Origin of the sequence: Pseudomonas bijieensis, assembly GCF_013347965.1 — a bacterium.
GTDB classification, from domain to species: domain Bacteria; phylum Pseudomonadota; class Gammaproteobacteria; order Pseudomonadales; family Pseudomonadaceae; genus Aquipseudomonas; species Aquipseudomonas bijieensis.
Genome location: NZ_CP048810.1, coordinates 5884708 through 5900855, shown reverse-complemented (window position 1 = coordinate 5900855; position 16148 = coordinate 5884708). Strand labels below are relative to the sequence as shown.

General features: G+C 58.8%; 13 protein-coding genes. 3 read left to right on the top strand and 10 right to left on the bottom strand.

Annotation, left to right across the window (positions count from 1 at the left end; translation table 11 throughout):
* Nucleotides 1-20 precede the first annotated feature (20 nt).
* On the top strand, nt 21-674 hold the full coding sequence (locus GN234_RS26125) for an HAD family hydrolase (protein WP_116833209.1): 654 nt from the start codon (nt 21-23) through the stop codon (nt 672-674).
* Between the two features lie 110 nt (nt 675-784).
* Here the strand turns inward: GN234_RS26125 and GN234_RS26120 are convergent, their stop codons facing one another.
* The 5 genes from GN234_RS26120 to GN234_RS26100 all read right to left on the bottom strand — a co-directional run bounded on the left by GN234_RS26120 (nt 785) and on the right by GN234_RS26100 (nt 4650).
* A complete protein-coding gene (locus tag GN234_RS26120; protein WP_109754514.1) occupies nt 785-1573 on the bottom strand; it encodes a DUF2182 domain-containing protein in 789 nt (262 codons plus the stop codon).
* Nucleotides 1574-1575: 2 nt separating this feature from the next.
* Entirely contained in the window at nt 1576-2211 is a 636-nt protein-coding gene (locus tag GN234_RS26115; RefSeq protein WP_116833210.1) for a DUF1326 domain-containing protein, read from the bottom strand.
* 340 nt (nt 2212-2551) lie between these two features.
* On the bottom strand, nt 2552-3157 hold the full coding sequence (locus GN234_RS26110; protein ID WP_176689277.1) for a hypothetical protein: 606 nt from the start codon (nt 3155-3157) through the stop codon (nt 2552-2554).
* 9 nt (nt 3158-3166) lie between these two features.
* The gene (locus GN234_RS26105) at nt 3167-3409 is read right to left on the bottom strand and encodes a hypothetical protein (RefSeq protein WP_109754517.1); all 243 of its coding nucleotides are present in this window, start codon (nt 3407-3409) and stop codon (nt 3167-3169) included.
* Nucleotides 3410-3687: 278 nt separating this feature from the next.
* Entirely contained in the window at nt 3688-4650 is a 963-nt protein-coding gene (locus tag GN234_RS26100; RefSeq protein WP_116833212.1) for a zinc-binding dehydrogenase, read from the bottom strand.
* 139 nt (nt 4651-4789) lie between these two features.
* Here GN234_RS26100 and GN234_RS26095 point away from each other — a divergent pair, with 139 nt between their 5' ends.
* Both GN234_RS26095 and GN234_RS26090 read left to right on the top strand, forming a co-directional pair.
* Complete coding sequence (locus GN234_RS26095) at nt 4790-6868, top strand: carboxy terminal-processing peptidase (RefSeq protein ID WP_162893917.1); 2079 nt, start codon at nt 4790-4792, stop codon at nt 6866-6868.
* A 118-nt stretch (nt 6869-6986) separates the two neighbouring features.
* Nucleotides 6987-8774, top strand: coding sequence for a bifunctional diguanylate cyclase/phosphodiesterase (locus GN234_RS26090; protein ID WP_176689276.1), 1788 nt, complete (start codon nt 6987-6989; stop codon nt 8772-8774).
* Nucleotides 8775-8996: 222 nt separating this feature from the next.
* On the opposite strand, the gene GN234_RS26085 is transcribed toward GN234_RS26090, so the two are convergent.
* The 5 genes from GN234_RS26085 to GN234_RS26065 form a co-directional block, all read right to left on the bottom strand.
* Nucleotides 8997-9305, bottom strand: coding sequence for a contact-dependent growth inhibition system immunity protein (locus tag GN234_RS26085; protein ID WP_176689275.1), 309 nt, complete (start codon nt 9303-9305; stop codon nt 8997-8999).
* A 157-nt stretch (nt 9306-9462) separates the two neighbouring features.
* A complete protein-coding gene (locus tag GN234_RS26080; protein WP_176689274.1) occupies nt 9463-9879 on the bottom strand; it encodes a hypothetical protein in 417 nt (138 codons plus the stop codon).
* A gap of 395 nt (nt 9880-10274) precedes the next feature.
* On the bottom strand, nt 10275-10634 hold the full coding sequence (locus tag GN234_RS26075; protein ID WP_176689273.1) for a hypothetical protein: 360 nt from the start codon (nt 10632-10634) through the stop codon (nt 10275-10277).
* A 179-nt stretch (nt 10635-10813) separates the two neighbouring features.
* Nucleotides 10814-11236, bottom strand: a complete 423-nt coding sequence (locus GN234_RS26070; RefSeq protein ID WP_176689272.1) for a hypothetical protein — start codon at nt 11234-11236, stop codon at nt 10814-10816.
* Between the two features lie 11 nt (nt 11237-11247).
* On the bottom strand, nt 11248-16002 hold the full coding sequence (locus tag GN234_RS26065) for an RHS repeat-associated core domain-containing protein (protein WP_176689271.1): 4755 nt from the start codon (nt 16000-16002) through the stop codon (nt 11248-11250).
* Nucleotides 16003-16148 lie beyond the last annotated feature (146 nt).

The window sequence follows — 16148 nt, the reverse complement described above, 5'->3', positions numbered from 1 at the left end:
TTGAAGAGAGAAACATTCTGATGGCCCTGGCAATTTTTGATCTGGACGAAACCCTGATCCACGGCGACTGCGCCACCCTCTGGAGCGAACAGATGGGACGCCTGGGCTGGGTCGATCCCGAGTCGTTCATGCAGCGCAACAACGCACTGATGGACGCCTACAGCCACGGCAAGCTGAGCATGGAAGAGTACATGGACTTCAGCCTGGAACCGATGATCGGCCGTACCCCGGAGGAAATCGAACACCTGGTGGCGCCGTGGGTGGAAGACTTCATCGAACCGATCATCTTCAGCGACGCCACCAAGACCATCGCCGAACACCGCAAGGCCGGCGACCGGATCCTGGTGATCTCGGCCTCGGGCACGCACCTGGTCAAGCCGATTGCCGAACGCCTGGGCATCGACGAAATCCTGGCGATCAACCTCGAAGTGACCCATGGGGTGTACAGCGGCAAGACCGTCGGCACCCTGACCTACCGCGAAGGCAAGATCGCGCGGCTGCTGGATTGGCTGGATGCCGAGGAAGAGAACCTGGAAGGCGCGAGTTTCTATTCCGACTCACGCAATGACCTGCCGCTGTTGCAACGGGTGGACTTCCCCCACGTGGTCAACCCGGACCCGGTGTTGAAGGCCCATGCCGAACTGGCCGGGTGGCCAATCCATACCTGGAAATAAAACCCGACCCTGTGGGAGCGACCCTGCTCGCGATGGCGGTGGATCAACCGGCATTGATCTAGCTGACACACCGCAATCGCGAGCAAGCTCAGCTCCCACAGGCTCAGCCCCTAGCCCAGCAACAGCCACAGACTCCAGCCAAGCAACAACAAACCGCAGATACGGCTGAGCCAGAGTCCCTGCGGCAGGTTTTTCTCCAGCAGGATGAAGGCACCGATCACGGCAACCCAGAGCAGATTCATCACGCCGACCACGAACAACAGGCCCATCAGGGCCCAGCAGCAGCCCAGGCAGTAAGCGCCATGGGCCAGGCCCATGCGCCAGCCGCCACGTACGTCGGGGCGCCAGTAGCTGAGAAGAAAATGCAGCGGCCCGCGACAATGCTCAAGGCAGACCGCCTTGCTCGGCAGCCACTGATAGACGCCTGCGACCAGCAGCAGGCCGGCGCCCAACGCGGTACTGCTGACGCGCATCCCCGGACTGAGCAGAGTGAGCTGCTCAAGCGCCCATTGCAGCGCCGTGGCGCCCAGGGCGAAGCCAGCCCAGACCAAGCCATAAGCGCCGCAGAACAGCAGCAGAGCCAGGTGTCGCTGTGGTGCCGGCATGCGCTTGCGCAGCATCTGCTGGTAGATCAGCAGCATGGGCAGGGCACTGGGCAGCATCATGCCGATCATCATCACCAACCACATGGCGAACATCAGCAGCGCATCGGTCAGGCTCCAGGGCATGAGCATGCCGGCCATTGCCGCATCGGCCATGCCGCCCGGCGCACTCATGTCACGGGCCATGTGCAGCAGTACCAGCCAAGCCAGGGCGATCAGCCCAAGCAGGCAGAACAGAAACAGCCACTGCTCGCCTGTCAGTCGCCTGCTCTGGGCCGCCACCTGAGGGGCTGCCATCTTTACGGCTCTATGCCATGGCCGGTGAAGTGCACGTGGGCGAGGTGGCTATGACTGTCCTGGGATTGCAGCTTGAGGGCTGAATGCGTCTGGTAACTGCCGCTGGCGACTTCAGCCTCAAGGAACTCGAAGCCATTGGGCAGGGACAGGCGTACTCGATGAGGTGAACCGTCGATCGGGCTGCGGATCGGCTCGCCGCTGGCCTGCAGCACGCCAGGAATGTCCAGGTGCGCCAAGCGCTGGTCGACATCGATGGATAAAGTGATGGGCACGAACAGCGGCTCGAATGCTTCAGTCATGGTGCTGCTGAACACCTGGAACACGTTGGCCCCGGGGTCGCTTTCCAAACCAGAGAGAATGGTCAGCAGGGCCTGGCGTTGCGCCTCGTCGGCGCGTTCATCGATGAACACCTGACAACTGCCGTTACCCTCATGGATAGCGCCCGGCCAAGCGAAAGTGGCGGCCCAGCACAAGCCTCCCAGTGTCACCTTATTGAAATACCCGTGTTCCACTCGCATCGACGCCACCGCCTGGCAGTGGCCATGGGTCGGCGGCGCATCGAATTGACAGGGGCAGCCCCAATTGCAGTTGCAGGCAACGAATTCGACGCCCTGCATGCGCCATTCGGCGATGGCCATGATCGACCTCTTCACCTGGCTGGTGAAATGAAAGTTGCGGTTACCCCATCCCCTCCATTAATTAACGCTAGCAGGGCGCGCGCATCGGATACGGGATGCCGACCGAAGGTCAGCTTGCCCGCGGGCGCCGGTCAAAGGTTCAAGCCACCGTCGTAGGATGAGGGGACCAGTCATGTCGGCGCCGACATGCAAGTATTCCTGCAAATAAACAAACCTGTGGGAGCGAACTTGCTCGCGATGGCGGTATGTCAGCCAACATCAATGCTGACCGCATCCGACGCCATCGCGAACAGGCTCGCTCCCACAGATTCGGCGTTTCCGAGATCGTCAACGCCTCTCACTAGAACCCGCAATACACCTGCATCGCGTTCAGGGCCGTATCATCCCCACTGCCTTGATCGGGCTCCACCCGGGTCCGAAATCCCTTCACTTTCTTGGCCCCGGTGCCATCGAGGCAGCTATAGAACCCGGTCCATTCCTCCCCCCACGCATTGGGTGGGTCGCCAACCAAAATCTGCGAACCGCAATTCATTTTGATATTGCCGGCCGCGGTATCGTCCTTCGAGCCCTTTTCCTTGTCCCTACCTTGAAACCGTTCCACCTGGATGGCAAATCCTATGACGGGATGCTCGCGACAAACATGGTCCTTACCCCAGCTTCCCCACTTCCCTTCAAGGCTTTGAATGTACGTTGCCTGTCCCGTGGCGCCGCTCTTGCAGATAAGCTGGATCGCATTCAAGGCAGTATCGTCACCATTGCCCTGATAGGGCTCACTTTTGAGCCGAAAGCCCCAGACATACTGGCCCGCAGGGCAGGAAGCAGCCGCCCCCCAAATACCCCATTGTCCCTGTTCGGAAGTGTCTGAAGGTACTTGTGCTTGAGCAGCCTCAACAACTGTTAATAAAAGTGCAAAAACCAGCGCATGCAGGATGACGTGATCAAACATAACAGCGCCCTACTTGAATTTTGAAAAGGCTTTTGCCAGATCCAGAATGGCCTTTTCGTCTTGCCTGTCCATATCACCGTCACCATCGACGTCGGTTTTGACATTGACGGTATCGTAGGGGCCGTTCTTTTTTGAAGCAGAGACAAAGGTCGCAAACTGCAGTTTTTTGCCCTTATAGATTTCCAAGACCACTTCGGGCGATCGATCGCCGTCAATGTACTCTTGGGACATGCGCAGTTCTTTCGTAGCCATCACAACACCTCTTCTGTTAGCGGACACTAATCAGAGAGACATCTATTACTCTCGAACCCACTCTAGGGTGCCTTTCTTCGTGGTGTCTACTGTCAGACTTGACAGGGTGTATGCCTATCTAGCCCTTTGAAAATTGACGCAGGGTGCGGGCCAGGAGACACCACACCCCCTGTGGGAGCGAGCTTGCTCGCGATAGCGTTGGAGCAGCCAGCATTGATTTAGCTGACACACTGCCAACGCGAGCAAGCTCGCACACAGGTTCTTGCGCGACGCCCGGATTAGTTCAGGCTCTCATCGATCACCAGTACCAACTTCCCCGATACCTTGTTGGTCGCCAGTTCCGCGAACGCCGCTTCGGCATCCTTGATCGCGAAGACCTTCGCCAGTTGCGGGCTCAGGCGTTTGTCGGCAAACAACGGCCACACCTGTTGCCCCAGCTCGCTGATCAGGTCGGCCTTGAACTGATCGTTACGACTGCGCAAGGTCGAGCCGAGCAATTGGATACGTTTGCCCAGCACCTGCGCCAGATCCAGTTGTGCCTCGCGCCCGCCCATCAGGCCAATGAGAACCCAGCGCCCGTCAACTGACAAAAGTTTCACGTTGAGTGGGGCGTAGTTGGCGCCCACAGGATCGAGGATCACGTCGAAGGGGCCGAGGTCGTTCAAACTCTCCAGGCCATCGGTGCGCACCACGCCGCCCTGGGCCCCCAGCGCTTGGCAATAACTCAGGCGATCAGCTGAGCCGACACTGACCCAACATGGGTTACCGAACGCCTTGCATAGCTGGATGGCAGCCGAGCCGACGCCGCTGGCCCCGGCGTGCAGCAGCACTTTCTCACCCGGCTTGAGCGCAGCCAGCTGGAACAGGTTCAACCACGCGGTGCTGTAGACCTCAGGCAGCGCGGCGGCTTCAGCCAATGACAGGCCCTCCGGGACTGGCAGCACATGCCGGCCATCGACCACCACTTCCTCAGCCATCCCACCGCCAGCGAGCAAGGCGCAAACGCGGTCGCCCACCTGCCAGGACGAACCCGGCCCAACCTCGCTGATCACCCCGGAACATTCCAGCCCCAGCACCTGGCTGGCACCGGGTGGCGGCGGATAAAGCCCGGCTTTTTGCAACAAATCGGCCCGATTCAGGCCGGCGGCCGCCACACGAATGCGAACTTGCCCGACATCACACGCCGGACTTGGCTCATCTGCCCATACCACTTGGCCTTCAACGCCTTGCAATGCTTTCACGGTGCCTCCATAGTGAGTCTCGACTGGGCCCGCTGCTTCAACGCCGGGCTTTCTTGCATTATGCGCCCGGGCCACATGGAACCGGCGACTTCAAAGACGGCCTAATATGCGTTATCAATTGTCCCTGCGTCGAATCAGCATGAAGCACCTGTTCCCCAGCACCGCCCTCGCGCTTGTCATTGGCCTTGGCCTGTTGCCGCTGTCGAGCGATACGTTCGCAGCCAACAGCTGGGACAAGCTTCAGCCCGATCGGGACGAGGTGATTGCCAGCCTTAACGTCGTCGAGTTGCTCAAGCGCCATCACTACAGCAAGCCGCCGCTCGATGACGCGCGTTCGGTCATCATCTATGACAGCTACCTGAAGCTGCTCGATCCGTCGCGCAGTTACTTCCTGGCCAGCGACATCGCTGAATTCGACAAGTGGAAGACCCAGTTCGACGACTTCCTCAAGAGCGGCGACCTCAACGCCGGGTTCACCATCTACAAGCGCTACCTGGACCGCGTGAAGGCGCGTCTGGACTACGCCATTGCCGAGCTGAACAAAGGCGTCGACAAAATCGACTTCAATACCAAGGAAACCTTGCTGGTCGATCGCAAGGACGCCCCTTGGCTCAAAAGCACCGCCGAACTCGATGACCTGTGGCGCAAACGCGTCAAGGACGAGGTGCTGCGCATGAAGATCGCCGGCAAGGATCCCAAGCAGATCCAGGAAACCCTGACCAAGCGCTACAAGAACCAATTGGCGCGCCTGGACCAGACCCGCGCCGAAGACATCTTCCAGGCGTACATCAACACCTTCGCCATGTCCTACGACCCGCACACCAATTATCTGTCGCCGGATAACGCGGAAAACTTCGACATCAACATGAGCCTGTCCCTGGAAGGCATCGGTGCGGTGCTGCAGAGCGACAACGACCAGGTGAAGATCGTGCGCCTGGTCCCGGCGGGCCCTGCGGACAAGACCAAACAGGTCAGCCCGGCGGACAAGATCATCGGCGTCGCCCAAGGCAACAAGGAGATGGTCGATGTGGTCGGCTGGCGCCTGGACGAAGTGGTCAAGCTGATCCGTGGCCCGAAAGGCTCGGTGGTGCGCCTGGAAGTCATCCCGGCCAGCAATGCGCCGAACGACCAGACCAGCAAGGTCGTGTCCATCACCCGTGAAGCGGTGAAGCTGGAAGAACAGGCGGCGAAGAAATCGGTCCTCAACCTCAAGCAGGACGGCAAGGACTACAAGCTCGGCATCATTGAGATCCCGGCTTTCTACCTGGACTTCAAGGCCTTCCGCGCTGGCGATCCGGACTACAAGAGCACCACCCGCGACGTCAAGAAACTGCTGACCGAACTGCAGAAGGAAAAGGTCGACGGCGTGGTCATCGACTTGCGCAACAACGGCGGCGGCTCCCTGCAGGAAGCCACCGAGCTGACCAGCCTGTTCATCGACAAGGGCCCGACCGTGCTCGTGCGTAACGCCGATGGCCGGGTGGATGTGCTGGAAGATGAAAACCCGGGCGCGTTCTACAAGGGGCCGATGGCCTTGCTGGTCAATCGCCTCTCGGCTTCGGCCTCGGAGATTTTCGCCGGCGCCATGCAGGACTACCACCGTGCGTTGATCATCGGCGGCCAGACCTTCGGCAAAGGCACCGTGCAGACCATCCAGCCGCTCAACCATGGCGAGCTGAAATTGACCCTGGCGAAGTTCTACCGGGTTTCCGGCCAGAGCACCCAGCACCAGGGCGTGCTGCCTGATATCGATTACCCGTCGATCATCGACACCAAGGAAATCGGTGAAAGCGCCCTGCCCGAAGCCATGCCGTGGGACACCATCCGGCCGGCGATCAAACCAGCCGTAGACCCGTTCAAACCGTTCCTGGCGCAACTCAAGTCCGACCATGACGCGCGCTCGTCCCAGGACGCGGAATTCGTGTTCATCCGCGACAAGCTGGCCCTGGCGCAAAAGTTGATGATGGAGAAAACCGTCACCCTCAACGAAGCCGACCGTCGCGCGCAGCATGCCGACATCGAAGCCAAGCAACTGGCGATGGAAAACCTGCGTCGCAAGGCCAAGGGCGAAGAACCGCTCAAAGAGCTGAAGAAAGAGGACGAAGACCTGATCACCGAGCCGGAGAAAACCAAGCCGGAAGACGATGCCTACCTGAGCGAGACCGGGCGGATCCTGCTGGATTACCTGAAACTCAACACGGCGATCGCCAAACACTAGGATGATGGCCATTTAATGGTGATGCTCGTCGGAGCGTCATCAAACTGACATCAGTCTGTCGTGAAATACAGGACTGGGTGCCGCGCACCCGGTCCTTTTTTTATCGCCAGAGATTGCCATGACCACGACAGAACAGCTGAGTGCCTTGAGTTCAATCCTGGCTCAAAGCGGTTTGCACAGCCTGTTCCAACCGATCATCTGCCTTTCCGAACGGCGCATCGTGGGCTATGAAGCCTTGACCCGCGGCCCCTCCAACAGCCCATTGCACTCCCCCATCGCACTGCTCTCGGTGGCGCGTCAGGCCGGTCGCCTCAGCGAACTGGAACTGGCCTGCCGTCGCAGTGCTTGCCAGCGCTTCAATGAACAAAAGCTGCCGGGCAAGCTGTTCCTCAACGTCTCGCCCGAGTCCCTGCTGGAGTCCGCGCACCAAACGGGGCGTACGCTGCAACTGCTGCAGGACTTTGGCATTGCGCCCAATCAGGTCGTGATCGAACTGACCGAACAAACCCCCATCGATGACTTCCAACTCCTGCAAACCGCCCTGCACCACTACCGGGCCATGGGCTTCTCGATTGCCCTGGACGACCTTGGCGCCGGTTATTCGAGCCTGCGGCTATGGTCTGAATTGCGGCCCGATTATGTGAAGATCGACCGGCATTTCATCGACGGCATCCATCAGGATGCCCTCAAGCGCGAATTCGTGGGCTCGATCCTGAAAATCGCCCGGGCCTCCCGGGCCCAGGTGATCGCCGAGGGCATAGAACTGCCGGAGGAACTGACGGTGCTGATCGAAATGGGCGTCGACCTGGTCCAGGGGTATCTACTGGCCCGCCCCCAGGAACACCCCTCGCGCGATGCCAGGGCGCTGATGCCCAAGCAGGACAGCGGTGTGGCGTCGCTGAACGATGAGCTCAACGACCTCAGCGCGCTGCTCAACGAACAGCCCGCAGTGGCCCATAACACGCCGACAGCCACCGTGCTGGAGGCGTTCCGTCGCCAGGCCAACCTCAACTCTCTGGCGGTGCTGGACAATCAGAACCAGCCCTGCGGCATCGTCCATCGCCATTCACTCTCGGACGCCTTGCTCAAGCCCTTCGCCACCGACCTGTTCGCCCGCAAACCCATCAGTCGGCTGATGAGCGATGACTTCCTGGCGGTGGAACTGAACCAGTCGCTGCAACAAGTCAGCCGCCTGATCACCAGCCGCGCCCGACAACGCATCGAAGAAGACTTCATCATCACCCTCAACGGCGGCTACCTGGGCCTGGGCCGGGTAATCGATGTGCTAAAGCTCATCACCGAACTGAAAATCCAACAAGCCCGCTACGCCAACCCACTGACCCTGCTGCCGGGCAACGTCCCGATCCAGCAATGCCTCACGCGGCTGCTGCAACAACGGCAGGAATCGGTGATCTGCTACGTGGACATCGACAGCTTCAAACCCTTCAACGACATCTACGGCTATGGCCGCGGCGACGAAGTCCTGCTGTGCCTGGCCCAATGCCTGAACGAACGCATCGACCCCAGCCGCGACTTCGTCGGCCACATCGGCGGCGACGACTTCCTCCTGGTCCTCGGCCCGGAAGACTGGCGCAAGCGCCTGGACCAGCTACTCAGCGACTTCCAGACCCACTGCCGCCGCTTCTACCGCCCCGAGCATCTGGAGGCGGGGTGCTTCACGGCGTTGAATCGACAGGGCATTCGGCAGGAATTTGCGTTGTTGTCGCTGTCGATTGGGGTGGTGCATCTGCGTTCCGAGGCCTGTGGTGAGTTGGATGCCAGTCAGTTGGCGGAACTGGCTTCGCAGGCCAAGCATCATGCCAAGGATATTTTGGGGGGGAGTGTGTATTTGGTGGATGGGGTGGCTGAGCAGGAGGTTGTGGTGGAGTTGGGGGTGTCGGTGTGAGTCGGTTCGCGTTAGCGCCTCGCCACGGCCCGAATGCCTGGCGCTAACCCTGTGGCGAGGGAGCTTGCTCCCGCTGGGCTGCGCAGCAGCCCCCTCTTCTGACCAACGCCTCGGTGTGTCTGACTGAACGAGTTAGTTGTTTTTAGGGCTGCTTCGCAGCCCAGCGGGAGCAAACTCCCTCGCCACGAAAAGCGGTTTGGTGATGTATTGATCAGCCATAGGTCAGCAAAGACTATCAATTCTAGAGCTCAGCCTGCTAGCAATATGCCGTAACCACACCTCGCCGACTTCCCATGTATTCCAATAACTGTAATAGCAACTTAACTCTTTCAATAAATACTCTCTCAACTCCAATTCATTTTTATTTTTGCCAAGTACACTAAGTTCTTGCTGAACGACTTTCAGCATCTCGACGTCCGACTCTGCTAGAAAGGCCTCGAGGACTTGCTCGGCGGACTCATGCTCGGCTGACCAATCTTGGTGGAAATAAGCCCCAAAAAAATCATGTAGTTCAGGAAATTCTTTATTCATGTTTCCGGGAATTCTGTTAGCAAAAAACCTCTATTGAATTTGTTGATCGCTCCCACGCTCCTGCGTGGGAATGTCGCCAGGGACGCTCCGCTTCTGGAGGATGACGCAGAGCGTCACGGGATGATTCCACGCAGAGTGTGGGAATGATAAACCTGAACTACCAGGTTGTTGGGTCTTCCTGGTTGGCCTTATGAAGATCCTCGCCCCACGCTTCTGCTAAATACTTATAGACATCCTCAAAGAAAACTCTGAAATCCTCCATTTCATCCCACTCCGGCGGAAGGGCTGAATGCGAGACCACTTCGTGATCGAACATCTCATTAAAATCATACTCCGGATCGTCGATCGCAATTGCAAGCACACAAAAAAATAAGAACTTGTGTCGATAGCTCAGCTTTCTAAAGCGATGAACTATGTACTTATAGATCAACTTTTTCCGATCTTCAGCACTATTAAGGTCGAACTGCGACAGTTCCTCACCCAGAGTCTCTTCACAACCATATATCTCGAAGCCACCGAGAAAATGACTAATTTGAGGATCATAAGGACGATCAAGAAACGGATGCATCAGCATCAAAACCTCCTACAGGATAAGCAGTGACCGGACGTAGCGTTTCATAATCGAATCTGACTTCGAATACATTAATTTCGCTTTGAAATATTGGATTCTCCTTGTCATTTACGTTGGGTATGTATCCCTGCCCCACCTTGGGCATATACATGCGCACGACTGGATTCCCTCTTTTGTCTTCGCCGGTAAAACGAGGAAGACCTCTTGCTTCTCGGGTCAGCGCTTCATTTATGGCTTGATGCTGTATTCGAAAACTATTGAACTTGGTGCTACAGTTAGCGTACCACTGCCTCGGTTTGGGGGACTTTACATTTCCGGCGTGGATTTCTGTTGAACTTCCATTAGGTGTATACGAGCCGTATCTTCTGGACTTTCTCAAATGCAATTTCTCTATGAGTTTAGGATTCTGGAGCATTCTCTGACTGATAGCACTTGAGGCAGCTCAGCAATACTTCCATAAAGTGTCGCTGATCATGAATGCTTTGATCAAAATATGTATCCATACCTTCAAACAAATCATCAAAACTACCGCCAACCTTCAGATAATAGTTGATTATTTCAATATATTTATCCTGCGCACCGGGCGGATAACGCAAAAATTCCGACTTAAGCAAAACATCAAACAACTCAGAGAGTTCAGAATCGATATTTATTTTTTTTGAAACTATCACCTCTTCCCGTTTCTCGTCGCAAACATTCTCAATATTAAACACAAACAACAACCCGATCAGCGGCATCATGTTTGGTTTGGGTTTCATTTTTTCGACCCTGTATAAACAGCTATTGGATCATCATTTTGATTCAATATTACTGAGAGCGCCGCCAGGGACGCTCCGCGTTCTGCTTCTGAAAGGTGACGCAGAGCGTAACGGGATGCGTTCCCACGCAGAGCGTATAATTCCGTCTTTTGTGACAGATCTCCTTTTCGGTAATTCAGCTATACATAATCCCAAGTAGACTTATCCTCAGACTCAGCCCTCCGGAGATCATCCGCCCATAGCTCACTCGCCAGTCTGTATATATCTTCAAAAAAAGTTCTTGGATTGTCCATTGTGTCCCACCCGTTGGGTAGCGATGAGCACTCCTGACAATCATGTTCTAGTAAAGCCTGAAAATCATAACCGCTGTCTCGCAGCGCTTCTTCTAAACTTTTATGCAATGCAAATTTTTGCCTGTACGTTATTTTCCAATTTTTAGATAGCGAGTATTTTAAGATTAGCGCCTCTCGATCTGTTGGGCTGTTGGGGTCATATTTTTCAAGCTCCTCCCCCAGCGTTTCTTCTCGATCATATATGTCAAAACAACCCAAAAAATACGCAGGTGTGGGTACATACGGTTGACCGGTGCTTGGATCGATCATTTTATAGCTTCCTATTTTATTGGATACAATGTAAATGGAACTTCGGTATCCCGATCAAACTTCATTTCTATGCGATTCATGTTGATCAATTTTGGATCGCTTGGATTTCTAGAATTTGGAATATATCCTTTCCCCGCGCCCGGCAAATCTGCCCGTAGATATTTGTTTCCGCTCTTGTCCACCAGTAGTTCATGCCCGCTATTCTTCTTCGCAATTGCTAATTCATAGGCCTTTAGCTGTAGTTCCCAACTATTAAACCTTGAACTTGGATTCCCCTTCCTATGCGAGGGGGTTCTACCAGTTAAGGGATCTGTACCGTCAATTGCCCGCCGCTTCCACACCTGATCTGAAACCGCAAGGCTATGTTTACTGACCATATGCATACCTTGCTCCCGATCTAGACGCCTGACTTCTTTTTCGGCCAACTCAGCGGCGGTCGGCTTGGGCAGCGCAGGCTCCCCCTCATCCACCCCAACCTTAGCCGCCGGATCCTGATCCCCAACCGTCGGCCGACACCCACCCGTCCCCGGACAATCCACCAACCCCAACGGATCCACCCACCCCGTTGGGTTCAGGGTGTACCGATACCCATTGAGCCCTCCCGCCAGTTTGCTCGGGTCGGGTGTGAGGTAGCGGCCGGTCTCGGGATTGTAGTAGCGGTGGCGGTTGTAGTGCAGGCCGCTTTCCAGGTCGAAGTACTGGCCCTGGAAACGCAAAGGTTGCTCAAGCTGTTCGCCGCCGCCGTGCTTGAGTTCAGTGAGTTTGCCGTAGCCGTTGTAGCGCGCCGACCAGACGATCTGTCCGCTGTAACTGGTCAGTTCCTGGGGCGTGCCCAGGTGGTCGAGGTGGTAGTAGAACGGGCAGGCGTTCAGGCCTTCGCCGTCGAGCATCGCCAGCGGGCGGAAGGTGCCCGGTTCGTAGACGTAGCTGCGGTGGTGGCGCGGGCTGTTTTCGGCGACCAACTGATCGCCCTGCCAGAAAAACTCCGTGGTCAGGCCGTCCACGGTTTTGCTGATGCGTCGGCCGAAGGCGTCGTAGCGGTAGGACGTTTCGCGGCCGTCCGCCGTGGTGACGCCGATCAGGCGGTGCTGGCTGTCGTAGCGGTAGGCGCTGACCAGGGCCTGGCCGCGGCGCTCGCGAATCAGGTTGCCGAAGGCGTCGTAGTCGTAGTGGCGGTCGCCTTCCTTGAGCAGGCGGTTGCCCTTGAGGGTGGTCGGGCCGGGGCGGTCCTGCATCATCAGGTTGCCCGCCGGGTCGTGGCAGAAGTGTTCCGGCGGCTCGCTGTGGGAAAAGTCGATGCGGGTCAGGCGATCCAGCGGGTCGTACTGGTAGCGGCGCCGGCTGCGGTTGTCGGAAAGGGTTTGCAGGTTGCCCCGGGGGCTGTAGGCATAATCGCGCCAGAACAGTTGCTGCTGTGGGTTCTGCCACACGGTCTGGGCCTTGAGGCGGCCCTGTTCGTCGTACGCGTAGTCGCTGAGCAGCCGGCCCTGCTGGCGTTGCCGTTCGCGACCGCCGTCAAATCGGTGTTCGGTCAAGCGCGAACCGTTGAGGTCGATGGCGGTCAGCGCGCCACCGGGGGCATGGTGGTAGTCGAGCTGGCTGTCGTCCGGCAGGCGCAGGTGATTGAGGCGCCCGCAAGCGTCGTAGCGATAACGCAGGGTGCCCCAGCCCTGGTGCTCGCCGACCAGCCGGTCCTGGGCGTCATACTCGAAGGCCAGCGGACGATCGCTGCCGTCGTTGACGTGGACCAACCGGCCCAGTTCGTCGTAGCGGTACTCGATGGCCTGGCCGTCGGGCAAGGTCTTGACCCGCAACCGCCCGGCCGCGTCACGCTGGTAGCGGGTGACCCACTGCGAACCGTCCTCGCCGTGTTCGGTTTTCTCCCGCAAGTGGCCGTTGAGGTCGTAGGCGTAGGTGGTGCGTTGGCCGTCGAAGCCGACTTGTTGTCGGATCAAGCCGTTGGGCGTGTAGTCCAGCTGATATTTTTCGCCGGATTCGTTTTCGATCTCGGTCAGCAGCAGCCGCGCCGAGTCGTAGCGGTATTTCAGTTCGCTGCCATCGGGGTTCAGGCGACGGCTGACCAGGTGCAGGTCGTCGGCGTATTCGTAGCGAGTGAGGCGGCCCTGTTCATCGCGCTCGGCGGTGACCTTGCCGTAGGCGTTGTAGCTCCAGGTCCGGGTGGCGCCGCTGGGCAAGGTCACTTGCAGCAGTCGGCCGACGGCGTCCCATCGGTAGTGCGTGAGGGCGCCGTGTTCGTCCTTGCGGCTGAGCAAACGCCCCAGGGCGTCGTAGGAAAAACACCGACGCCCGCCATCGGGCAGGATCTCTTCGGTCAGTTGGCCCAGGCGACTCCAGGCGAACCGATGTTCGCCGCCGTCCGGGTCATACCTCGCCAGCAATTGCCCGTGGGCGTCGTAGGCATATTCCGTACGCCGGCCATCCGGATCGATGCTCACGATCACATCGCCTCGGGCATTGCGCCGGTAGGTCCACACGGCCTGGCCACGGGAACGGGTATGCAGGAAACCGTTGCGGTATTCGTAGGACGTTGGCGCCTCGTCTGGAGGAATCAGCGCCACCAGCCGTCCGACGTCGTCGTAGCGGTACTCGCAGACCGCCCCCAGCGGATCCTGCTCGGCGATCAGCCGGCCCTGTTCGTCATAGGCCTTGAGGTGCTCGCCGCCGTCGGGCTCGACCTTGCGCACCAGCCGCGCCCGCTCGTCGTGGACGTACACTTCCTGGCTGCCATCCAGGTGCCGGACCGTGACGCTGCCGTCCTCGCCCCAGGTGTAGCGGCTGTCCATCTGCGCAAACGAGGCCCAATGCCGGACGCAGCGGGCGGCCGGCCCGAGGCCTTGCCATTCCCAGTAGAAACTCGCCCCGCCGGCCAGTTGCCGCTGGAGGATGACGTGTCGGTCGTCGTAGTCGTAGCGTTCGCTTTCGCCGGCGGCATTGGTCGCTTCGATCAGTCGGAAACGTCCGTCGTAGCGGTAGGACACCAGCGTCTGCTCGGTCCGCCAGGCTTCGTCGAGGGTGATGGCCGGGTGGAAGCTCTGGTAGTCGACGGCGATCAGGTGGCGCTGCTCGTAGCGCAGGCGCAGGGCGCGGCCGGCGCCGTTGTCCAGGCGGCTGATGTCGCCATGGATGTTGCGCTGGACCGTCAGGCGGTTGTCGTGGCGATCGCTGAGGGCCACCAGGTGGCCGTCGCGAAAGTGCAGGAACGCGGCGTCCGCACCGGCTTGGGCAACGATCAGTTCGTCCGACTCGGTACCGAGGTAGATCGCCGCCCGGGCCAGGCTGTTGTGGATCGCCGGACGCTGGGCGTTGGGCAGTGGAAAGGTGGTGCGCCGGTTCTCCTGGTCGACCCAGATGACCTGCTCGCCGTCGAGCTCCAGGCGATGGGCCAGGGCATGGCTCCAGCCGCGCCCGAGCCCGACGTCCAGGTCGGCGGCGCTGGTGCGGTACAAACGGGTGAAGACGAACGGCAAGCGGCCATCGAGGGTACCGTCGTCGAGGGTCAGCAGTTCTTCGCCGGTGACCATCGACACCGGGCAGCCGCTGGTCTGGGTCTGGGCCGCGGTATCGGCGCTGTCGCCATTGGGGTTTTTCGATTGGGTTGGGGCGTCGTCGTGGGGTTCGTGTTTTTTCAAAGTGGTGTTGCGTTGTGCATCCCAGCGCAACTGCATCCGACCTTTCTTGATCCCCGCCGCAATACCTCGGGCCGCCACCGTTTTGTAGCGATCCACGTAGGTCATGAAGCCGTTGACCACCGCGAAGATCCCACGGATGAAACGCTGCATGGCACCCAGCAGGTGCACGCCCACATTTCCCAGGCGCATCGACAGATAAGCGATACCAGCCCCCGCCCCAGTGAAGGTCAGGACTACGCCGATCAACAGATCGATCAACAACTGCACCGTCACCCTCGACAAGGCTTCGGCCGTTTCGCCTGCGACCTCACTGGGCGGCAGCATGTCCAGCCAGAGACTGGCGGTACGCACCAACAGGCATAAAGCCGCTTCGTCGCTGGCCAGCAGTTGCAGCTTGGCCATCACCTGCGGCGTTTTTTCCGCCAGCTCTTCTAGCTGCCTGGCGCTTTCGCCCAACCGCTCAACGAACTGACCAGGGTCCTTGAGGATGTCCGAGAGCAAGCTGATGCTGTCCCACACACTTTCAATCGCCGCCCAACTACCGGCGAGCAACCCGTTCCCCACCGCAGCCGCCGACGTTGCCAAGGACTGCTGTGCCCATCGCGGCTTGAAGCCTTGCCATTCGCCGCGCAGCCAGTCCGTCAGATCGCGGGTCACGCCATCGTAGGAAGAAAACAGTTGCTCGATGTGCTGGGGAGATACCTCGCCCTGAACGTGTACCCGATAGGACTTACCCGCCTCGCCCTGGAAGGTCCCCAGCCCCTGGGCATCGAGGGTGACTGGCGTGACCTTGCCGCTGTCCACGTCCACCACATCCACCACGATGTCGCCCAGCGGGATGTCGTACACCGACTCGAACTTGCTTTCGATCGTCATCGTCCCGCCGTGGGGACACTGAACAACCGTGGAGAGGAAATCATCGTCACCGGTGCTGACAGCGGTGGTGCTGTCGCCGAAGCGGATCACCCGCTCCATGCCCATCAGCGAGGGCAAGTCGGCGGCATGACTGGCCCGGTCCGCCGCTCGGCTGTACCAGCGTGCGAGTTGTTCGCGATAGACCGACAGAGTGTCGTTGAAGCTGTCGAGTTCCTGCTCGATACGGCTCACCTGATCCATCAGGACGGGGCTCGCTCAAGGGCCGGCAGGAAAAAACGGTCGAACATGGGCAAACGTCTCGCAGCGCTCAAGGAGCGCGAGATTTTGCCGGGGATGAGTGGAGAGTTAAGTCAGGGGAAGGAGATAGAGCGCGTAGGGCGATTCGC